The organism is Peribacillus sp. NPDC097284, assembly GCF_044761765.1.
Taxonomy (GTDB): Bacteria; Bacillota; Bacilli; order Bacillales; family DSM-1321; genus Peribacillus.
On sequence record NZ_JBIWCZ010000001.1, the window covers coordinates 669,626 to 692,190 of the forward strand.

Here is a 22,565-nt window from a genome sequence, read left to right on the forward strand (position 1 = left end):
GAAGAGCGCCTACAAGCGCAAAAAAACTAGACACCCTGTGTGCCTAGCTTTTCCATCATTTATTAAAAGTAATGTTCTCTGTACATTGTCCCAGATTAATGGTCGTTTCCCTTGGCTTTGTTTCGGCTATCACGTTCCCGTTTCTGAAGGAATAGCGTACCATGGCCTGTTTACGGACTGCTTCGTATTCATTTTCTGCCGCTAAAACAATGAAGTTAGCAGGTTTTCCCGCCTCGATTCCATAGTGGTCCTCGATTTGCAAGGTTTTTGCACTATTGGCGGTAATTAAATCGATGGAATTGACGATTTGCTCGTAACCCATTAGTTGAGAAGCATGAATGCCCATATGCAGCACTTGCAGCATGTTTCCCGTTCCTAGTGGATACCATGGGTCGAATATGTCATCGTGACCAAAGCATACGTTTAGTCCTGATTCCTGTAATTCTTTGACACGTGTTAAGCCTCTTCGTTTCGGATATGTATCGAATCTTCCTTGAAGATGAATATTCACCAATGGATTGGATACGAAGTTAATGGACGAAAGCTTCAATAAGCGAAACAACTTATAGGTATAGGCATCATTATACGAACCCATTGCCGTCGTATGGCTGGCTGTCGTTCTTGTACCTAGTCCCCGCTCGTAAGCTTCTTTTGCGACGACTTCGACAAAACGTGATTGCTCGTCATCGATTTCATCACAATGTATATCCACGAGGCGATCGTATTTTTCCGCTAAATCAAACGCAATCTTCATCGATTCCACGCCATATTCGCGAGTGAACTCAAAGTGGGGGATGCCCCCTACAACATCGGCCCCCATTTTTAGCGCTTCTTCCAGTAATCCCGTTCCATTCGGATAAGAGAGAATTCCTTCCTGTGGAAAAGCCACTAACTGCAAATCAACGAAATCCGACATTTCTTCTTTTACTTCGAGCATGGCTTTTAGTGCCGTAAGTTCCGGATCGGTCACATCGATATGTGTACGGACATGCTGGATTCCTTGAGCGATTTGCCATTTTAAAGCCGTTTTTGCCCTGGTTTTCACATCTTCATTCGTCAAAGACTCTTTTCGTTGGGACCACCGCTGGATTCCTTCAAATAACGTCCCACTTTGGTTCCACTCTGGCTCTCCTGCCGTCAACGTCGTGTCAAGGTGGATATGCGGTTCAATAAAGGGAGGGAGAACAAGTGACCCCTCCACATCATAAATCGGCTGGTTCAACTCGTTCTCAACGTTCTCATTAAGGCTCTGCGTAACCGATTCTATCATTCCTTCTCTGACGACAATATTCCAAAGACCTTCTTTTCCTCTTAATTTAGCATGTTTAATAAGCATCTGACTGTACACCTCTTCTTAGTATTTTGTTGATAGGTACATATTTCATCAAGGCAACATACAGGATGATGGTCCCGATTAGAGCATTAATTGGCACGATGCCAGGTGCGAACTGGGCCAAAGCGACGCCTCCCGCCCAAGCAATCATCGATAACCAATTGACCTTTTTGAAAGACATTTCTTCGAATTTCCCATATTTTCTACGTTTCACGATAAAGTAGTCTGCTAAAATGATGGCCCCAATGGACGGGACTGCTGCTCCTAGTACATTCAAAAAACCGACGAAATTAGTATACAGCCACATTGCTAGCAATGTGCCGATGATTCCATTAACCACGACAAGTTTCTTCTTGGAAATTTTCGTAACATTGGCAAATCCCAATCCCGAAGCGTATAGCGCATTATCATTCGTTGTCCAAATATTCAGTCCCAATACAATGATTGCCGGCAAAATCAGCTCTTGCAAGAACATGACTTCAGAAATATCCGAAACACCGTACGTCATTGCCCCAATCGCCCCGAATATGAACATAAGTGAATTGCCTAGAAAAAAGGCAATCACCGTTGCGACAACGGCTGACCGGGTCGTCTTGGCAAAGCGGGCAAAGTCTGGCGTCAAGGTACCCCCGCTGATGAATGAACCAATGCAGATGGTTAAGGCAGCACCCACTCCCATCATTTCAGTAGGCTGATAATCTAATAACCCCTGAAACCCACCGATTGTTTCGGTTGCCTCAAATACCGAGTAGCTACCCAGAATGGCAATGGCCGGCACAGCAACGAACCCTAACAGCACGAGTGCCTTAATTCCATAGATGGCAGATATCGTCATCATTATTCCGAAACCCAAAATCAATAGATAGATATTAATCCCTGTTGCCTTTTCGACCGGAACCGCGAACATCGCTACCCCCACTCCAAACCAACCTACTTGCGTTAACCCCAGCAATAAGGAGGGCACATAAGAGCCTTTATCACCAAAGGCATACTTTGCAAGCAGATGTGTAGAAAGGCCGGTCTTCGCGGCAATATGGGCCAACGCCCCCGTATACAGGCCCAGTACACAATTGCCCGCCAATACGATGAGAAGGAATTGAACCAATGTTAATCCCGTTCCCAATTCCCCTCCCGACCACATGCTTGCCGAGAAGAAAGTGAACCCCAGCATAATGGATAGAATCTTCCAAAAATTATTACGATTTCCTTGCGGTACAGCTTGCCATGAAAACTCTGCATCTACTTTTCCCATAACGTTTCCTCCATTTTTAAACTGATACCCACAAAGAAAAAAGAGGTCTATTGTCATCAACCGACAATAAACCTCTTCTGCATTATGACGAGTAGTAGTAGCCAGGCAAAAAATGCATGGACGTCTCCCACATCATAAAAATCCGTTGTCCTTGTCAGCCTCACGGGACTGAATTAAAGATACCAATATTTGATTATTAACATTATTCCAAAAAATAGACGATAAGTCAATACTAATTTTCTATGCGATTCCTTTACAAACCAAAAAGGACTACATACAGAGACTCAAATGAAATTCAAACATGGGTGTTTTTTTCAGGAAATGGATGTCACCTTTTGTAACTAGATCCCACCCTAAATCTCTTTCTCCTCTAGAACCTTAAATGAATTTACTATATACTTTCATTAAATTGATGAAAAGCGTGGTGACCCTTACTTGTTTAAACTATTGTTAATTGAAGATGATACAACATTATTCAATGAGATTAAAGATAGATTGGCACAATGGTCCTATGATGTATATGGAATCAACGATTTCAGTAAGGTGATGCAGGAATTCACTGCCATTAAACCCGACTTGGTCCTCATCGATATCCAATTGCCAAAATTCGACGGGTTCCATTGGTGCAGGATGATTCGCACCCACTCGAACGTACCCATTCTCTTTTTATCATCACGCGATCACCCGACCGACATCGTGATGTCCATGCAGTTTGGGGCAGATGATTTCATCCAGAAACCCTTTCATTTTGATGTACTGATTGCCAAGATACAAGCGACGCTTCGTCGTGTCTATAATTACAATACAGAAAAGATCGAACTAAAAACCTGGTGCGGCGCCACCTTGGATTATGAGAAGAATACAGTTGTAACCGAGACAGGAACAATCGAGCTGACAAAGAATGAAGTGTTCATCCTAAAAAGGCTGATTGAGCAGAAGAATAAAATAGTGAGCCGCGATGATTTAATCAATAGTTTATGGAATGATAAGCGCTTTATCAGCGATAATACCTTGACGGTCAATGTAAATCGATTGAGGAAAAGGCTCGATGAGGTGGGGTTGGGACAGTATATCGAAACAAAAGTGGGACAAGGTTACATCGCGGTCGAAGAGGATCATGTATGATTAAGAAATTTATATGGGAAAGGTTTAGCTGGATTACTTTCTACATCCTCTTTCACTTATTCATCGTATTCGTCGCCTATCTTGATTCGGCGATTCCTTTATCCCCCATTCTCTACATGGTCTTTTTATCATTCATCATGTTCATCATCTTTTTGGTGGTCCGCTACCACAAGGAAACGAAATTCTATCGAAGTTTAGTGGAACGGGAAGATAATTTGGATGTAAGCCAATTAGCGGAACCGGGAAGCCCTTTTGAAGTGATCATCGAGCGTAGCATCAGCAATCAAATCGAATACCTGAAACGGACGGCTTCATACGGACAAATGACATTGGAGCAGGAAAAGGACGAACTATTATCTTGGATTCATGAAGTGAAGACGCCTTTGACGGCCCTACGTTTAATGATTGATCGCATACAAGATGAAGAACTCAAATCCCATATGACGTATGAATGGCTCCGCATCCACCTTTTGCTTGATCAACAGTTGCATCAACGGCGGCTACCCTTCATGGAAAATGATCTATATATCGGTAACACCGATTTGGAAGGGATTATTTTCGACGAGATTAAGACATTACAATCTTGGTGCATGCAAAAAGGGATTGGATTCGATATCCAATTGGAAAAAGCCGAGTGCTTAAGCGATAGTAAATGGGTCGCATTCATTATTCGGCAACTATTGACCAATAGCATCAAATATAGTGAAGGATCCGATATTTTGATACAGAGCCACGAATCCAATGGACAAACGATCCTTGAAGTGAAGGATGCTGGCCGCGGCATCGACCCAAGGGACCTTCCCCGCATTTTTGATAAAGGATTCACATCAACGACCAATCATCAAGACCACGGGGCGACGGGAATGGGGTTATACTTAACCAAGAAAGTGGCGGATTCCTTATTCATCGATATAACCGTCCGGTCCACTCCCGGAATCGGGACCACTTTCATCCTGACTTTCCCGCAAAAAAATCAATTCGTTAAATTCCTTAGCATGTGACAAAGATGTCACATGCTTTTGTTCTTTGTTCGGCCAATCGAAGGAAAAGAAAGGGAAAGGCTTTTATAATGAAGATATCGAAATAAAGGGAGTGTATTGGAATGAATATACTAGAAGCGAAAAAGATCCATAAAAGCTACGGCAATAAATTCAATAAACAAGAAGTCTTGAAAGGCTTGGATATCAACATACACGAAGGGGAATTCGTCAGTATCATGGGAGCGTCCGGTTCAGGAAAAACCACGCTTCTGAATGTCCTTTCCTCGATTGATAAGATCAGTAATGGAACCATCGTCATCGAAGGAAAAGAAATTTCCGGCATGAAAGAAAAGAAGCTGGCTGAATTTCGTAAGAATCACCTAGGATTCATCTTCCAGGATTATAACTTATTGGACACTCTGACGGTCAAGGAAAATATTCTTTTACCATTATCGATCACCAAAACGCCGAAAAAAGAAGCTGAGCAAAAGTTCGAAACACTCGCAAATGAACTTGGCATATATGAAATCAAGGACAAATATCCGAATGAAATTTCCGGCGGCCAAAAACAGCGTACCTCTGCGGCACGGGCCTTCATCCATGAACCAAGCATCATTTTTGCCGATGAGCCGACAGGCGCCCTTGATTCAAAAGCCGCTTCCGATTTATTGAACAAGATGAGCGAATTGAACAAAAAGCGTAATGCCACCATCATCATGGTTACGCATGACTCAGTGGCAGCCAGTTACTGTAGCCGCGTCATCTTCATCAAAGATGGACAGATCTATTCTCAATTGAATAAAGGGGAAGAAACGAGACAATCCTTCTTCAGAGATATCATGAAAACACAAGGTGTACTAGGAGGGGTGCATAATGAGCATTAATCAACTCATCTTTCGCAGTCTGAAAAAGAACCTGAAGAATTATTATCTATACGTTTTCGCTTTGGTCTTCAGTGCCTCCCTTTATTATGCCTTTGTTACCTTGCAATACGATCCGTCAATGGATCAAGTAAGTGGGGGGATTAAAGGGGGAGCTGCCATTCAAGCAGCCTCCGTTCTGTTGATTGCCATCGTTTCCATCTTTCTTTTATATGCGAATAGCATTTTCATTAAACGTCGCAGCAAGGAAATTGGCTTATTTCAATTAATAGGAATGACCAAAAACAGGATTTTCCGCATCCTGAGCGTCGAAAATTTAATCCTGTATTTCTGTTCCGTATTCCTGGGGATATTCGTAGGGTTTGCGGCTTCAAAATTGATCATCATGATATTATTCAAGCTTACGGGAGTCCAGGCGATCGCCGCCCTTCACTTTACCATGCAACCATTCATTCAGACACTTATCGTATTCAGTATCATCTATCTATTCATCATGTTGATGAACTTTGGTTTCATCAAAAGACAGACCATCTTATCACTTTTTAGGGTGACTTCGAACACGGAAGGAAAAGTGAAGAGGGTTTCGATTTTTGAAATGATCCTTGGGATAGCTGGAATCATTCTGATCATTGCTGGCTATTATGTTTCAACGAAGTTATTTGATGGTTCTTTCTCTCAGGCGAATTCCCTTTTAATAGCCATGCTATTCATTCTGGGGTCCGTCATCATCGGAACCTACCTATTTTATAAGGGATCGGTGTCTTTCCTCTTTAATATTGTCCGCAAGAGGAAGAATGGATACCTGAACATCAATGAAGTGCTTTCGCTTTCATCCATCATGTTCCGGATGAAATCCAATTCCGTTTTACTGACCATCATCACGACCGTTTCCGCTCTTGCAATCGGATTATTATCCTTGACCTATATCTCCTATTACTCATCGGAGAAAATGGCCACATCCTATGTACCTACTGACTTTTCCCTGTCCAATGGCGAGGATTCAAACAAGTTAAAAGAGGCATTGGCAGCAAAATCAATCGGATATAACGAAAATAAGATAGAGGTCATTCGGGCAAAGGTCAATATAAAGGATATACTGGATAGCTCCATAGAAGAAGCGGGCTTTGACCCGAATATCATGAATCTTGCCATTGTCAGTGATCGGTCGGTGAAGAGGATCGATGTCACACCGAAAGAGACCATCTTCAGCGGGTATAGTCCAACGCTACAGAGTTTAACATCTCTTAAAGATTCCGGGAAAATCGAATTGAAGGGAAAAAACATGAGCATTCCCCAAAACTATTTAGGGCCAGAAGATGACTCCATCCTTCCCTATTATTTAACGAATGGCGGAATGCCAGTAGCCATTGTGGATCAAGCAGTTTTTGACCGTCTGAAAAAGGATTTGGACCCTGAACTCCAACTGGATTCTCCCGTTTATTATGGGATTGACTTAAAGAATAAGGGTGATATCGAAAAGGCAAATAAGATTTTCGATACGATTTCCTTCCAGGATAAAGAATATAGTGGTTCACAATACCAAGAACTGCAAAGTATAAAAATAAACATGGGTCTTACGATGTTCATCGTCGGCTTTTTAGGATTAACGTTCTTGATCACATCAGGATGCATTCTTTATTTCAAACAGATGGATGAGAGCGAAAATGAAAAAGCGAACTATACCATTTTACGAAAACTTGGTTTCACACAAGGTGATTTGTTAAAAGGGATTCAGGCCAAACAGGTCTTCAACTTTGGGATTCCTCTAGTCGTTGGGTTATTCCATAGCTATTTTGCCGTTAAATCCGGCTGGTTCTTCTTTGGTACGGAAGTCTGGACACCCATGATCATTGTCATGGTCCTCTATACGATACTGTACTCGATCTTCGGTATCCTTTCCGTTTTCCATTACAAAAAGGTGATTAAGGAATCCCTTTAAATACACGCAAAAAGCTCCAGCCCATAAGGGGACTGGAGCTTTCTGCATGTCTTATCGCGTCATCATCTGTTGAACGATTTCCCTATTACGTCTTTTGAATATTTCATTATGTGAAGAAACCATTCCCACCTTGTGCGCATCAGGCTGGATGAACTGTTTCGCTTGATTGACTGCATTTGCGGCATCCTGGAAGGTACCCGCTATTAAGTTCACTTTCCCATCATACTGAAGAATATCCCCTGCGGCATACATCCCTTCTACAGAGGATTCGCTGGTTGCATTGCCTGCAATATAATAATGATCGGCCATATCCACCTTCACTTCACTGTTTTCAAGTAGCGAGGCATCACGCTCATACCCATGGTTGATGATCACTTCATCGATTGATAAATGGGAAACCTCCCCTGTTTCATGACTCGTTAGTTCTACACGTTCAATGACTTCATGATTGGTACAAGCGACCAGTTTTGTAATGGACGTATTGAACAGGCATTCCGCAGAACTTTTCATCAATTGGCTTATCTGTGATTCATGACCTGCCAACGCATTTTTTCTATAGGCCACATAGACCTTTTTGGCGATAGGCTCCAATTCATTCGCCCAATCGATAGCAGAATTCCCGCCGCCTGAAATGATTACCGTCTTATCCTTGAATCGTTCTAAGGACTTCACTGTGTAATTCAGATTGGACACTTCATAACGCTCTGCCCCATCGATTTCCAGCTTTTGCGGATTCAAGATCCCCCCACCGACGGCCACGATGATCGTTTTCGAATAATGCAGGCCGCCAGAAGACGTAAGCAAGACAAACATCCCATCTTCATCCCGCTTGATCGACTCCACCTTTTCATTCAATACTACCGTGGGATTAAAGGTTAATCCCTGTTCCACAAGTTGATCAATTAACTCAGCTCCCGTAATAGGTGTCTGTCCCCCGACATCCCAAATCATTTTCTCAGGATATACATGGATCTTCCCACCTAATTGTGGCTGATATTCAATGATCTTTGTCTTCATTTCTCTTAACCCACTATAAAAAGCGGAATAAAGGCCAGCAGGCCCTCCCCCAATTACGGTTACATCATAGACATCGTACTGTTTCACTCATGACCACTCCTCGGAAACCAAATGTAATTGATTCTCATTCTCATAAATTAAATGTACACTCTTTTCTTCTTTTTTACAATTTTATCTACTAAAGTTCTTTTCTCTTTTTTTACTTAGGTCGTCGCTTACACCTGTTGCACCTTGGGCTCAGATTGTACGTGATAAGGAGATTCATAGGATGCAGAACTGCTTCTTTTTGTAATTTTTCGATTTATTTAAAAATAAAAGCTTTGACTTAATGATGAAAATGATGTAAATTACCAATGGGCGAACAATTTCATAAAAAAATATTACAACATTCGTATATAGAGGTGTAAACAATGGAAAATGTGTTTGATTACGAAGATATTCAATTAATTCCCGCTAAATGTATAGTTAATAGTCGGTCGGAATGTGATACTACTGTAAAGTTAGGTAAACATACCTTCAAGTTACCTGTGGTACCTGCGAATATGCAGACCATTATAGATGAGAAAGTCGCTACATCCTTGGCTAAGAATGGGTACTTCTATATCATGCATCGTTTTGAACCAGAAAAGCGCAAAGCTTTTATTCAAGATATGCATGCGTGTGAGTGTATCGCTTCCATCAGTGTCGGAGTCAAAGAAGAAGAATATGGGTTCATACAAGAATTGGCTGAAGAGCGTATTGTACCGGACTACATTACGATAGATATCGCGCATGGCCATTCCAATGCTGTAATCAATATGATCCAACATATCAAACATCACTTACCTGATAGTTTCGTAATTGCAGGTAACGTCGGTACTCCAGAAGCCGTAAGAGAATTGGAAAATGCCGGGGCGGATGCAACAAAAGTTGGAATTGGACCAGGTAAGGTTTGCATCACGAAGATCAAGACAGGATTTGGTACGGGTGGCTGGCAGTTAGCAGCCGTACGTCTATGTGCAAGGGCCGCAAGTAAACCGATTATTGCGGACGGTGGCATTCGTACACATGGGGATATTGCGAAATCTATTAGATTTGGTGCCACTATGGTGATGATTGGTTCATTATTTGCAGGCCATGATGAATCTCCAGGCGAATTGGTTGAGAAAGATGGAAAGATCTATAAAGAGTACTTTGGTTCAGCTTCAGAGTTTCAAAAAGGTGAAAAGAAGAATGTAGAAGGCAAGAAAATGTTCGTCGAGCACAAAGGTGCGTTAAAAGACACATTAAAAGAAATGGAACAAGATCTTCAATCCTCCATTTCTTATGCTGGTGGAACGAAATTAGAAGCGATTCGAACTGTAGATTATGTCATCGTGAAAAATTCAATTTTTAATGGTGATAAAGTTTATTGATCATTCAACCCCATACAAAAAACGGTGCAGCGACTAGGCGTTGCACCGTTTTTTCTTATTCAATTCACAAATAGATACAACTTCTTATCATGATCATCAAACGTTCGCTGGCTCTTTTCCGTAAAATCCATCCATTTCACTTTTTTACATCGTTCTTCTAGCCGTGCGTTCAGCTCTTCTTCGATCTCACACATGAACCGAATGATTTCTTCATAAGGCATATTAAAATGTCGGGCCGCGAGTCGCGGCGGAGAATGCTTCACTAATAATCTCATAAATTGATCGACCGTTTCCGCTTTTGAAGCCAGGTAATCTTCTTCATACACGATAAATTCATATACTTGCCGCTTCATGCCCGTAAGTCTGGACACTTCGTCCCGCAATAGAAACTCCATTAATCTTTCGTTCATATGCTCTACCTCGTATATGGTTATATTTCAATTCTAAAAGAATCATCTTGAAGTGTACTTCCTTACAAACCATCAAGTTCATCTCATACTCTATGACAATGGTACTGTAAATATCATAGTATATGTTGGTTGCCGATGAAAGGTTATCTTCACAAAAGGACATGATCGTTTAGAAGTGGAGTGAATTTTTCCCTTACCCATGAATATTCCTTGGAATTTTTGACAAAATAAAGGCATGCTTTCATTCTACCCTGAAATTCATTTATTTTTGAATTTAAATGAATATTTTGGTTAAAAAAACTATATAATAGATGTAATATTTAGTTAATTCTAAAATTTGGTATGGAATTTAGATATGTATAGGGGTAAAATAAAGCATATGGCATCTTGTTTTTTCTTAATGTTTCCGAGGAGTTAAAGGGTGGGTATAGTACGTACATAGTGGCAGCTGAAATGCTGTCCGACATATCGGTTGTTTTCATTTGTTCAGAATAACAATGAAAAGAATAGGAGTGATTTTGTTTGAAACCTTCAACAAATCGCATGTTAACCCGTATTAAATCCGTTTATATGTTCATTAGTAACAACGGTACGGTTTCTACTCAAGAGCTTGTAGAAGAATTTGGCATCACTCCTCGAACAGTGCAACGCGATTTAAATGTCCTAGAGTACAATGACCTTGTTCAAAGCCCAAGCCGTGGTGTTTGGACAACAACAAGCAAAAAAGTGAAGATGTCATCTTAAAAAAAGAATGACCACCCGAACAAAATCGATATGTAAAAAGTAATTTGAGGCGGACTACTAGTCCGCCTCATTTTTTGTTGTTTATTCAGCAGGCTGACCTGCCTTCAGCTGTTCAAGTTCTTCTGCCGTTAACTCCCGGTATTCCCCAAGTTCAAGATCCTCGTCTAGTTGCAGGCTTCCCATCGAAAGACGCTTCAGATATACGACTTTCTTTCCGACAGATTCAAACATCCGCTTCACTTGATGGAACTTCCCTTCCATTATCGTCAACTCGATATCAGAAGTCAGGCCCGATTTTAAAATGTTCAATTCGCCTGGTTTCGTTTCATACCCATCGTCCAGGGTGACACCGTTACGGAATGCTTCAATATCCCGTTCCGTGACTTCACCATCAATGACCGCAAAATATGTTTTCGGCACATGTTTCTTCGGGGATAGCAGCTGGTGTGCAAGCTTGCCGTCATTCGTGATCAACAATAGCCCCTCTGTATCTTTATCCAATCTGCCGACCGGGAATGGTTCAAAGACCGCGTCCTCCGGCTCAAGGATGTCGATGACCGTCTCTTGGTGTTTGTCTTCCGTTGCCGACAATACGCCCGGAGGCTTATTCATCATTAGGTAAATGAATTCTCTATATTCAACCCGTTCGTCATGAACTGTTACGATTTCAACATCAGGGTCCACCTGTTCCTTCGCGTCCTTCAATATCCGGTCGTTGACCTTCACGGCTCCGGACTTCAGGAGCTTCTTCACTTCTTTCCTGCTTCCGTACCCAATATTGGATAAAATCTTATCAATTCTCATTGTTTCCTCCTAAAGCCTTTTCAGTAAAAAGCCTTGCCCATTTTCATGACAGGCAAGGCCAATATATTTAAATCAGGGGATAATATAACATTACCCTTTTTCTTACATTTAAAACACAATCTTTTTATAATCCCAACTTCTTCTTCAACCTATCAATTCTCGTACCGAATAGGCGATGGGCAAGTTTGCTCTTCAAGGAGAGCGCCGCGTAGATCAGTGCCCCAAAAATCGCACATACGGCGGAAATCAAGATTGCCTGGAATCGGCCTTCAGAAGTTAACCAAAGGGATAACAAGCTGTGCAGACCCCAAACGGCAAGTCCCATTATCGCGGAAAAAGTCGCCATCAAGACGGTCCTTCTTATCGTAAGGCTGTAACGATAGCCCGTAAAGTAGGAGATGACGTACAAATTCAATAGGACTGCGGCCAGATAGCCCAGTGCCGTCGCATATACGGAACCTTCCGTTTCAAATAATTTGATCATCGGAATGTTCAAGCTCAACTTCACCAAAAATCCGACTAGCAAACTGAGCACCGTGTATTTTTGCTGATTGATACCTTGTAATACAGCAGCAGAAATCGAAAAGAGCGCAAATAGAACCGACACGGGCGCATAAGCCTTAAGCACACTAATCCCAAGCAAATCGTGACTGTAAAAGGCACTATAAATCGGATCAGCAAGCACCGACATCCCAACGACCGCCGGAATGGTTATGAATAATAAGATTTGAAAAGCCTGATCAAGCTGGCGGGTGAACTCGGTTTGATCCTCGCTTACAAAAGCTTTCGTCACCGTTGGCAATAACGCCATCGAAAATCCGGTAGCAAGTGTCATCGGAATCACGACAAGCTTTTGGGCATATACGTTGAGAACCCCTAGTGCCTCCTCGGCCACATGCAGTAAGCCAATCGAAGACATTGCCCTGTTGAAGGTCATCAAGTCCGCGAATTGGAACAGAGGCATCGCGATCCCGACAAAGATGAATGGAATCGATGATAAGAAAATCTCTTTATAAATCTGGATCAAAGAGATGGACATCGTCCCCCGGTCTCTCTCCTTCAAGCTGTCCAAATACGGTTTTTGTTTCTTCCAATACCAAAACAAAACGACTAAACCGCCGAGTGCTCCGACAGTCGCCGCAAATGTTGCGATCTGGATGGCTCTCACCAATTCACCGTCAAGGACATGCAGGACAATATACACACCGGCCAGTAGAAATACGATTCGGACGATTTGTTCGACGACCTGGGAAATCGCCGTTGGCTCCATGGCTTCATGCCCTTGGAAGTACCCGCGGATGATGCTCATGAATGGCACAAGGATCAAAGCGAAGCTGATCGCCCGTATGACAGAGGTGATATCGCTCACGCTGTTCTTATTGACGCCAAGCATGGTAGTGAAAACCGGTGCCATTGTAAAAAGCACCACAAAGGCGAGGAACCCGGTGATCATCATTAACTTCAAGCTCGATTTGAATAGCTTCTCCCCCACTGCATATTCCTCGAGCGCATTATACTTCGATATAAATTTAGAAACGGCAAGCGGCATGCCAGCCGTGGCGAAACTAATGAATATCGTATAGGGAACATATCCATATTGATAGAGTGTGGCCCCTTTATTTCCAACCATATGTTCAAATGGGATGACGTAAAATAAACCAAGAACCTTGGAAATAATCGCTCCCAGGGTTAATATAAAAGCCCCTTTTAAAAACTTAGACGACATTTTATCCCTTCCTGCCTCTTTCAGTTACGTTTCACACGCTCTTTATCTTAACATAATAAAGGATTTTTTCTATAGAAAACTACACTCAAGTTTATCGTTTTCACGGATTTTATACAAACAAATCATTCCTTTTTATTGTAGTTCGCATTCTGACAGGGTCTTGCTATATAATGAAGAGACTGAAAAAAATAAAGGCGTGATCATTTTGAAATATGATGTAATAGTAATTGGCGGTGGCCCTTCCGGATTGATGGCAGCCATTGCGGCTGGCGAAAAAGGTGCCCACGTATTATTAGTGGATAAAGGCGAGAAATTAGGCAGGAAACTAGCGATATCAGGTGGCGGGCGCTGCAACGTGACGAACAGGCTCTCCATCGATGAAATCATTCAGCATATCCCTGGAAACGGGCGATTTTTATATAGTGCGTTTTCTGAATTCAACAATGAAGACATCATACAGTTCTTCGAAAAGTTAGGCGTGGCCCTAAAGGAAGAAGATCATGGCAGGATGTTCCCGGTCAACGATAAAGCACAAAGCGTTGTCGATGCCCTATTGACGCGCCTGGCCGATTTGAAGGTGAAGATCTATAAGAATTCCCCTGTCGCTGAGGTTCTCTATGATAATGGGAAAACGAGCGGCGTTCGCTTGAAAGATGGTCAAATCTTCGAAACGGATGCGGTCGTGATTGCCGTCGGGGGGAAATCAGTCCCGCAAACAGGCTCAACCGGTGACGGCTATGCTTGGGCACGTAAGGCCGGACATACAATCACCGAGCTGTTCCCGACGGAAGTCCCGGTCCTAAGTAATGAAACATTCATTAAAGAAAAGACGCTACAAGGGCTCGCACTTCGAGATGTTTCATTAAGCGTACTGAACCCAAAAGGCAAAACGTTGATTACGCATAAAATGGACATGCTCTTTACGCACTTCGGAGTATCCGGACCAGCCGTTCTTCGGTGCAGCCAATTCGTCGTCAAGGCGATGAAAAAGTGGAACCTCGCTGAAGTGACGATGAAAATCGATGCCCTTCCGGATCGAAACAAAGAAGAAGTCTTCCAAGATATCGCAAAGGAAATCAAGTCCGAACCGAAAAAGGCAATTAAAAACACGTTAAAAGGACTTGTACCGGAACGGTATCTCCACTTCTTGCTGGAACGGAGCGGAATCGACCTTCAAGAACAAGGTGCGACGATCTCCAATGAAAAAATCCGCCGCTTCGCCGAACTATGCAAGGATTTCCAATTCGGTGTCCATGGAACCCAGTCGATTGAAAAGGCCTTCGTAACGGGTGGCGGCGTATCCGTCAAAGAAATCCAACCTAAGGAAATGGCCTCCAAACTAATGGACGGGCTGTATTTCTGTGGCGAGATTTTGGACATCCACGGATACACGGGTGGCTATAACATCACTTCAGCATTAGTGACCGGTCGACTTGCCGGCATGAATGCTGCATTATATGCTCGTTCATAGAATGTAAAGAGGCTGATCCCGTTCGTTACGGGATCAGCCTCTTTTGTGTAGCTATGATTTGTCCTTGGTAGGAATTCAACCACAAATGGCCATTATTCAACCACAACGCCGATTTATTCGACCACGCCTACCCTTAATTCAACCACGATTCGCGTTTTTTCAACCACGATCCATATTCCATCCCTCGGCTTCCCCAGGGTGATAGCGGTACACCTCAAGGTCGACCTTGCCATGTTCCGTGATGTGGATTCCTTCACTCTCTAGTAAGAAGGTTTGTTGGGAAGCCAGCCCTTCCTGTTTTAAGCCAATTTCACCCTTCGCATTGATCACCCGATGCCAAGGAAGGTTATATTTCTTGCTGCTTGAATGAAGAATGCGGACGACTTGCCTTGCACCGCGCGGGTGTCCAGCCAGTTGGCCGATTTGCCCATACGTCATGACTTTCCCAGGGGGAATATGTTGTATGATACCGATTACCTCTTCAGTAAAGCGCTCCAACTATCTCACCTCTGCCTGGTTTAGTTAGCTATGATTGTGCACGTTTCATCCGTCATGAACACGCCATGGTGCTTCATTAACATGGATTTCAGTGTCGGGGTCAGCCTACATTCATCATAGGCACAAACAGAAACCATGCCCTTTTTTGCAATGATTTGATTGACGCCCTTTTCATATTCGCTAATGCTCTCGAACACGACTTCCTCACTTCCCCCCCATTCAACGTGGCCCCAGGTTTGCAGGGAAACATCATTCGCCATGTATCCCTCCACATTCCTTAAAAAATAATCGACCATCGTGTTAGGATGAAAATCTCCTTCAAAGCAGTAAAAATCAAAATTATTAATATGGTGCACTTTCTTCAGCTGTTCGTCATTTAATTGTCCTTGTAATTTCTTATATACGAAAGGAAAGATCCGATCATTTTCGACGACCATTATATCGTTTCCCTGTTCAACACCGGAAATAATGAATAGGGTTTCGTTATGAATATAAGTCTCCAGTTCATCGAAACAGTAGAACACATGGCCTCCGTTTGATTTCTTTAGTTCTTTCATGAGTTGCTTCATATTGTTATCCAAAATGGATCTCCCCTTTTAATACACCATCACACTGTATTACGTCTAACTTTACCTATTCTCTTCGCAGAAGACAAATCCCTTGAACAGTATGGCCTGTTTTTTACATGTAAAAAAAACCGACACCAAGTCATATGGGTCGGATTTCACCTTTTTTTATAAATGATCATCGCACTAAAACAATAAATCTGTTCATGTTCCTCTTCACCGGTCGTGGCGACATTGTATTTAATATCGACGATTTGACTATCACGGATATCGACGAGAAAGTCATTCATTTCCTCTTCCAAGTCCTTTTCATGCTCATAATCAAACAACTTCACTTGAATCATTGGCTTTCCCCTGCCTTTTTAACGTTTGATGGTTATTGAGCAGGGTGCCCATTTTATTCATGGATTATACGTGTTACTTATAATAGTAAAGCCACCGCTTCATTGCCGACTTCTTCAGTAGAACTATTTCCTCCCATATCAGGAGTGAGCACCTTTTTATCGACCATCACTTGTTCAATGACACCCAGCACCTTCTTGCCCCAATCTTCATGACCGAAGAAATCAAGCATCTGGCTCGCAGACCAAATGGCGGCAAGCGGATTGGCGATGCCTTGCTGCGCTATATCCGGTGCAGAACCATGGATGGGTTCGAACATGGACGGATACGCTCGTTCAGGATTTAAATTGGCCCCGGCGGCCAGCCCCATCCCTCCAGCAATGGCGGCGCCTAAATCGGTGATGATGTCACCGAACAAATTGGAGGTGACGACGACTTGAAACCTTTCAGGCTGTTTGACAAAGAACATGCTCGCCGCATCAACGAGGTAAGAATGCGTTTCCACTTCCGGATATTCCTGTCCAATTTCCTCGAACACCTCATCCCAAAAAACCATCGAATAATTCAAGGCATTCGCTTTACTGATGCTCGTTAGCGTTCTTCCCGACTTCCGTGCCAATTCATAGGCGTAACGGATAATCCGTTCCGTACCTTTACGGGAAAAGACACCTGTCTGTAACACCACTTCCTCTGGCTTTCCTTTAAATAGCCAATCCCCTGCACCGGCATATTCTCCCTCGCTGTTTTCGCGGATGACCACCATATCGATTTGGTCGTGAGTCACATCCTTCAGTGGACAAGGCGCACCCTTCAGCAACTTAATGGGACGGACATTCACGTATTGATCGAATTGCTTCCTTATTTTCAATAACAGTTCCCGTAAGGAAATATGATCTGGAACACCAGGATAACCGACTGCCCCAAGATAGATGGCCTCGAATTCCTTCAACCGTTCCAGCCCATCATCAGGAAGCATCTTCCCATGCTCCAGATAATATTCGCACCCCCATGGAAAATAGGTGAATTCAAACGAAAAGTCGCCCGCTAATTCAGCTACTTTATTCAATACTTTTATACCTTCATCAATTACTTCAGGACCAATTCCATCTCCCGAGATGACCGCTACTTTATGTACATGCACTTGACAGATTCCCCTTTGTCTATATATTCTGACTTAAACACCCTTATTTTAACATATCCCCAGAAAAAAGAGCCCTCCGAAAGAAGGGCCCCACTCATTTAGCTCGGAAATATGCACGTCTTTCCGCATACCCCTTACACTGTGCACAAACATGTATCTTTTTTCGATCTTCGTTCAGATACGTCGTGACGTCTTTCGTCTTCCGTTTGCAAAAGTAACAAGGCTTCTTGAAAAACCCCATCACTTAACGATGACTTCCCCTGTCCAATGCATCATTCCGCCATCCATGTTTGCCACTTTATAGCCTTGCTCCTGAAGGTAATGGCATACATTCTCACTGCGGCGTCCTGAACGACAGATGAAGATATATTCTTTATCCTTATCGAAGTAGTCAAGGTTGGCAGGGATATCATTCATGCGAATGTGCTTCGCTCCTTCGATCATGCCTTCTTGCACTTCTTCGTCTTCACGGACATCGACAAGTTCAATCGCTTCTCCTGCCTCAACCTTTGCTTCAATTTCTTCTGGTGTAAAAATTTTAATTTGTTCCATTATAAGCACCCCAAGTTATCGTTTAATTTGTCTTGTATATTATAACAAAACTTTCAGGAAAACATGACTATTATGGATGGCATATAACAGACCAATCATTCGAAAAAGTATTTCTCTCCACCTCTGGCCTGCCATCGTTATCGTAACATTGATTGGCAGCCTCCATGAATTCTCGATGTGTAAAATATGTACGGGCAAAAAGCATCGACATAATCAAGAAAAATATTAAAACACCAGCTAATACCATATACTTTTTTTTATTCAAAACGATACGGACTCCCCCTTCATTGATATAAAGGTTTCAACCTTAATCATACAGGTAATTGGAAAATGTGGAAGTCCGTAACACATGATCTTTATACCGTACTTACTGCTTTATTCCTGTACACCATCCTGGCCAAAAGTGCACCTAACAAGGCTGCTATCATTAGAATGCCAAATAGGATGGAATAACTCGCAACAATCCCTATGAGCGTGGAAGAGGCGATGCTTCCGAAATATCGGAACGTCGAGACGATGCCTGAAGCCGAACCGGAGACTGACTCATCCACCGCTTCAAGCGAGGCAACCTGCATACTGGTCAGTCCCAACCCTATAGCCAACCCATTTAACACGAGTGTAATGGCCAAGTAGATAAAAGACTGGGAGGAAATCACGAAAAATAATAAGAAATTCGTTACCACCGTTACGGCGAAAGAAAAGAAGATGACTTTTGCCGATACGAATTTTCGGTTTAGTTGCCCCCCCATCATATTGCTGAGTGCCATGGAAATCGAGAACAGGGATAGCATGATTCCGCTCATGGATGTTGACATGTTCATTTTTGTCGTCATGATCAACGGCATGACAAGCAAGATTGCATACATGATGAAATTGTTTAGCAAGACCGATATGTTGGCATTCGCAAAGATAGGACTCTTAAACAATTGGAAATCGATGATCGGCGACGGAACGGAACGCTCGCGCTTCACGAATAGCACAATGAATAAAAGGCTCACGATTGCAAGCATGATAGACACCCTTGTCGAGTTTGTATGCGTCAACGATATTAATAAGGTTATTGATATCGCCAAATAGATGGAACCGAGTACGTCCAACGGTTTATTGGATGACTTTTTCTCAAGCTTAGGTATGAGGAACATACCGCCAGCAAGGGCACCGACTAAAAAGGGGACATTGACCCAAAAGATTGCTTTCCAACTAAGTACCGCGATTAACAACGATCCTACGAGAGGACCGACAGCTGCGCCCAGACCCATCCCCATCCCGAATAGTCCCATGACGCTAGATAAACGTTCACGTGACACCGTATGTCGAATCAAGGCGACCACATTCGGTATCAGCAATCCTCCACCGATCGCTTGAAGAGATCGAAAGACAACAAGCATGATCATATTTGGAGCCAGTGCGCATCCTATGGAAGCCACAAGAAATAGGGCTGCACCGACTATATAGATCTTGCGGTTTCCATAAATATCACCCAATTTGCCGGCAATCGGCTGAGTGACGGCCATGACAATCAGATAAATCGTAACCACCCAGGTTGTACTATGTATATCCAATCCATAAAATCCCGATATGGAACCGAGCGCAATGGATATCATCGTTGAATTGATGGGCACGAGGAACGCCCCCATCAATGTTAGTGCTATCATCAGGAATTCTTTTTGTTTACTCATACTTTCACCTCTTACATTCTCTATCCAAAAGGGTAATTAGCCAATCATCGTAACGGTTCCTGTATTGCCGTCGACAATGACCCAATCCCCATCATGTAATCGTTCCGTTCCCACTTTTGTTCCTAAAACGGCGGGAATCTGATACTCCCTTGCAATAATTGCGGAATGAGATAGCATACCCCCTGTATCCGTAACGATCGCTTCTGCATCCTGGAAGAAAGTCGTCCAGACAGGAGTCGTGTTTTTACAGACCAATATATCCCCCTTTTGAAACTTGGATGCTTCCTGCATACTGGAGATCACTCGGACCGGGCCTTCGCTAATACCTCCGGAAGCCGCGATGCCTTTCATCACATTCCCCGTATTCTCCTTATCTTCTTCGAGTGAGCCGAATACCATTTCCACGAAGTTCCGCTCTTTTTCCGACGGTTTCCCAAAATAAGATGGAGCTTTTATTTTACCTTGAATCTCATATTGTTTCTTTCGTTCCTTCACTACTTCCATCAAGGAGTGAGGTTCATCCAGTGCAGCGAGGATCTCATCTTTATATACAAACCAGATATCTTCCTTATCGTCCAGCACTTGTTGCTGCACTAGAAGCTCACTCACTTTCAATAAATATAACCGGGCCTTCGCGTCAAACATGGCATCGATATAAAAGTGATGATCATCCGTGATAACGGCCGCATCCAAAGCCAATTTATACTGTTCTTCAAATGCTTCCAGATCGTTGGGATCCTTGATTTCGTTGATGATCTTTTGATACATCTGTTTTCTGGCCGTGACAGCCGACTCGAATTCTTTGTCAAAATCATGATCATTCAGTATTAAGTTCTTGATGATTTGTAACACATGCTCATGGTTCTCAATCCATGTATCTTCTATAAAATCATGTGACTTGGTGGAACGGTATCCGTACACGCTGACGAAGCTCTCTACACGGTTCAGAAAGTCCTTGCCCCTGCCGACGGTGTTGAGGTTCTGCAACAGGCTTCCTTCTTCCGATTCCATGAACACCTTCATCAAAGAAGGTTCCGCTTTTACTTTCAATGATAACTCCCAAAGCAAATGGTCGGATTCCAGTGACTTATTCATGACGCCAGCCAAAGATTGATAGAGTTCATGTAAAGGTGCATCTCCCGTTGCCTTTAGATAAATGCTCTCCAATCTCCTGTTGATATGATTGCTCGGGAAGACAATCATGAAGTGCCAGAAATACACATCCTTATAAAAGCCCTCTAACTCTACTAATCCCTTTTTCACTTTGTCGACCGTAAATGCTTGAGCCCTTTCCCCATCTAAATACCGATAGATGGGAATCAATTGATCATAGATGATTTCATACATCCGATCCCTCATTCGCGGATACATTTCCTCCATTAGTTTCTCTTGTTCTGCTAACAATTGGTTTGGGTCGGTTTCAAAGAAAGTCTGTTTCCCATAATAGTATCCGTTATGAGCTTTCATATTGGTATACCCCGTAGGTTCCTTCAATGCATCAACGGCCATGGCCATGCCTTCATAAAAAGGCTGGGTAACGATGGAAGTGAACAATGGCGAGATTGGATTCGGGAAAAACGTATCAAGCAAAAACCAGAATTCATCCTCGTCTTTCCGTTCCAACAGGTAACCTTTCCTGGCTTCTGGCACGGATTCCTTTTTCTTCACTTCAGTCGTAATCGGCCTTGCTTGTAAAAGGTAGACTTGTTGGTCATGAATGCCGAACTCCAAATCTACAGGATGGTTATAATAGTTTTCCACTTTCAAGGTCATTTCTATTAATGTATGAATCAACTTATCTGATAAGCAATAGGCATTCCGTTCAGTCCGGTTCGTCGCCACTTCCATTGTTCCAGAGGAGTCGGAAATGATTTTCATTTCTTTACTGCCCTTGGCTCTTTCTATTTTCGTACCATCTCGACTGACCAAATAGGTATCCGGTGTGACCAAGCCCGATACGACGGCCTCACCCAATCCATAACTGGCATTGATCAAGATACACTCCGGGTTATATGTAACAGGATCTTGACTGAAAATCACCCCTGAAATATCTGAATAGATTTGACCTTGAACGACAATCCCCATTGAAATGCTATCTGACCCTTCAAAAATATTCTCGGTATATTGCTGTACCCTGTTCTCAAAGCAAGATGCCCAGCATGATTTTACTTTACCTAAGAAATCCTCTTCCGTTTTTACATTCAAATAGGTTTCATATTGACCCGCATAGGAGGCCCCTTCCAAATCTTCCGCACCAGAAGAAGAACGAACGGCCACGGCAGGATAACGTTTCCTCAATTCCTGGAAAGCGGTCAATACATCCCTTACTAAATCATCCGGGATGACCGCCTCCATAACCTCCGTTTGGATGGATTCACTCTTTATATCTAATTGATTCTTTTCGAGGAAGTGTGAAAAGGCCTCACTTGTGATGACGAATCCATCAGGTACAGGCATGCCCAATTTCGACATTTTGATTAGATTTAGCGCTTTTCCTCCTACCATTTCATTACACTCGGTTGCATGATTGAATCTAGCTGTAAACATCTACGCTTATCCCCTTTCATCCATAACCCATAAATAACGACACGAACAAAACCAATGAACAGGCAGGAAAACCCATACATTGGCTTCGAATCCATTTTTAACAATAAAGTAAAATGCTTTACATTTCACATGAAAACTTGCCAAATCACAACAATTGGTAAAAT

20 protein-coding genes are annotated in these 22,565 nt (G+C 42.8%); 7 read left to right on the forward strand and 13 right to left on the reverse strand.

The annotated features are described in order from the left end of the window. Window positions 1–55 precede the first annotated feature (55 nt). Window positions 56–1,336, reverse strand: a complete 1,281-nt coding sequence (locus ACIQXU_RS03365; protein ID WP_402986700.1) for a cytosine deaminase — start codon at window positions 1,334–1,336, stop codon at window positions 56–58. Continuing rightward, a complete protein-coding gene (gene codB / locus ACIQXU_RS03370) occupies window positions 1,326–2,585 on the reverse strand; it encodes a cytosine permease (RefSeq protein ID WP_402957824.1) in 1,260 nt (419 codons plus the stop codon). The genes ACIQXU_RS03365 and codB overlap by 11 nt, the downstream gene beginning before the upstream one ends. A 435-nt stretch (window positions 2,586–3,020) precedes the next feature. Between codB and ACIQXU_RS03375 the strand changes: the two genes are divergently transcribed. The 4 genes from ACIQXU_RS03375 to ACIQXU_RS03390 all read left to right on the forward strand — a co-directional run bounded on the left by ACIQXU_RS03375 (window position 3,021) and on the right by ACIQXU_RS03390 (window position 7,510). Then, a complete protein-coding gene (locus ACIQXU_RS03375; protein ID WP_402874724.1) occupies window positions 3,021–3,710 on the forward strand; it encodes a response regulator transcription factor in 690 nt (229 codons plus the stop codon). Further along, window positions 3,707–4,711, forward strand: a complete 1,005-nt coding sequence (locus ACIQXU_RS03380; protein ID WP_402986702.1) for a sensor histidine kinase — start codon at window positions 3,707–3,709, stop codon at window positions 4,709–4,711. The genes ACIQXU_RS03375 and ACIQXU_RS03380 overlap by 4 nt, the downstream gene beginning before the upstream one ends. A gap of 101 nt (window positions 4,712–4,812) precedes the next feature. After that, complete coding sequence (locus ACIQXU_RS03385) at window positions 4,813–5,574, forward strand: ABC transporter ATP-binding protein (protein WP_402986704.1); 762 nt, start codon at window positions 4,813–4,815, stop codon at window positions 5,572–5,574. Then, window positions 5,564–7,510 (forward strand): FtsX-like permease family protein, encoded by a 1,947-nt coding sequence (locus ACIQXU_RS03390; protein ID WP_402986705.1) that lies wholly within the window; start codon window positions 5,564–5,566, stop codon window positions 7,508–7,510. The genes ACIQXU_RS03385 and ACIQXU_RS03390 overlap by 11 nt, the downstream gene beginning before the upstream one ends. Window positions 7,511–7,561: 51 nt before the next feature. Here the strand turns inward: ACIQXU_RS03390 and ACIQXU_RS03395 are convergent, their stop codons facing one another. Beyond that, window positions 7,562–8,614, reverse strand: a complete 1,053-nt coding sequence (locus ACIQXU_RS03395; RefSeq protein ID WP_402986707.1) for an NAD(P)/FAD-dependent oxidoreductase — start codon at window positions 8,612–8,614, stop codon at window positions 7,562–7,564. A gap of 323 nt (window positions 8,615–8,937) precedes the next feature. On the opposite strand from ACIQXU_RS03395, the gene guaC reads away from it, so the two are divergent. Continuing rightward, complete coding sequence (gene guaC, locus ACIQXU_RS03400; RefSeq protein ID WP_402957833.1) at window positions 8,938–9,921, forward strand: GMP reductase; 984 nt, start codon at window positions 8,938–8,940, stop codon at window positions 9,919–9,921. 59 nt (window positions 9,922–9,980) lie between these two features. On the opposite strand, the gene ACIQXU_RS03405 is transcribed toward guaC, so the two are convergent. Further along, on the reverse strand, window positions 9,981–10,331 hold the full coding sequence (locus ACIQXU_RS03405; protein WP_402986708.1) for a hypothetical protein: 351 nt from the start codon (window positions 10,329–10,331) through the stop codon (window positions 9,981–9,983). A gap of 522 nt (window positions 10,332–10,853) precedes the next feature. On the opposite strand from ACIQXU_RS03405, the gene ACIQXU_RS03410 reads away from it, so the two are divergent. Beyond that, window positions 10,854–11,075 (forward strand): DeoR family transcriptional regulator, encoded by a 222-nt coding sequence (locus tag ACIQXU_RS03410; RefSeq protein WP_402874705.1) that lies wholly within the window; start codon window positions 10,854–10,856, stop codon window positions 11,073–11,075. Between the two features lie 81 nt (window positions 11,076–11,156). On the opposite strand, the gene ACIQXU_RS03415 is transcribed toward ACIQXU_RS03410, so the two are convergent. After that, window positions 11,157–11,879, reverse strand: coding sequence for a pseudouridine synthase (locus ACIQXU_RS03415; RefSeq protein WP_402874702.1), 723 nt, complete (start codon window positions 11,877–11,879; stop codon window positions 11,157–11,159). A 124-nt stretch (window positions 11,880–12,003) separates the two neighbouring features. Then, on the reverse strand, window positions 12,004–13,605 hold the full coding sequence (locus tag ACIQXU_RS03420) for a putative polysaccharide biosynthesis protein (RefSeq protein ID WP_402957837.1): 1,602 nt from the start codon (window positions 13,603–13,605) through the stop codon (window positions 12,004–12,006). A gap of 205 nt (window positions 13,606–13,810) precedes the next feature. On the opposite strand from ACIQXU_RS03420, the gene ACIQXU_RS03425 reads away from it, so the two are divergent. Beyond that, entirely contained in the window at window positions 13,811–15,076 is a 1,266-nt protein-coding gene (locus tag ACIQXU_RS03425) for a BaiN/RdsA family NAD(P)/FAD-dependent oxidoreductase (RefSeq protein WP_402874696.1), read from the forward strand. 159 nt (window positions 15,077–15,235) lie between these two features. On the opposite strand, the gene ACIQXU_RS03430 is transcribed toward ACIQXU_RS03425, so the two are convergent. The 7 genes from ACIQXU_RS03430 to ACIQXU_RS03460 all read right to left on the reverse strand — a co-directional run bounded on the left by ACIQXU_RS03430 (window position 15,236) and on the right by ACIQXU_RS03460 (window position 22,401). Further along, on the reverse strand, window positions 15,236–15,574 hold the full coding sequence (locus ACIQXU_RS03430; RefSeq protein WP_402986710.1) for an MGMT family protein: 339 nt from the start codon (window positions 15,572–15,574) through the stop codon (window positions 15,236–15,238). 20 nt (window positions 15,575–15,594) lie between these two features. Beyond that, window positions 15,595–16,155, reverse strand: coding sequence for an MEDS domain-containing protein (locus ACIQXU_RS03435; protein ID WP_402957843.1), 561 nt, complete (start codon window positions 16,153–16,155; stop codon window positions 15,595–15,597). Window positions 16,156–16,298: 143 nt separating this feature from the next. Next, entirely contained in the window at window positions 16,299–16,484 is a 186-nt protein-coding gene (locus tag ACIQXU_RS03440) for a sporulation protein Cse60 (protein ID WP_402874688.1), read from the reverse strand. Between the two features lie 77 nt (window positions 16,485–16,561). Next, a complete protein-coding gene (locus ACIQXU_RS03445) occupies window positions 16,562–17,623 on the reverse strand; it encodes a tartrate dehydrogenase (RefSeq protein WP_402986712.1) in 1,062 nt (353 codons plus the stop codon). Between the two features lie 240 nt (window positions 17,624–17,863). Further along, a complete protein-coding gene (locus ACIQXU_RS03450) occupies window positions 17,864–18,175 on the reverse strand; it encodes a rhodanese-like domain-containing protein (RefSeq protein ID WP_402874682.1) in 312 nt (103 codons plus the stop codon). 356 nt (window positions 18,176–18,531) lie between these two features. Further along, a complete protein-coding gene (locus tag ACIQXU_RS03455) occupies window positions 18,532–19,854 on the reverse strand; it encodes an MFS transporter (protein ID WP_402986714.1) in 1,323 nt (440 codons plus the stop codon). Window positions 19,855–19,890: 36 nt separating this feature from the next. Beyond that, entirely contained in the window at window positions 19,891–22,401 is a 2,511-nt protein-coding gene (locus ACIQXU_RS03460) for a PEP/pyruvate-binding domain-containing protein (RefSeq protein WP_402986716.1), read from the reverse strand. Window positions 22,402–22,565 lie beyond the last annotated feature (164 nt).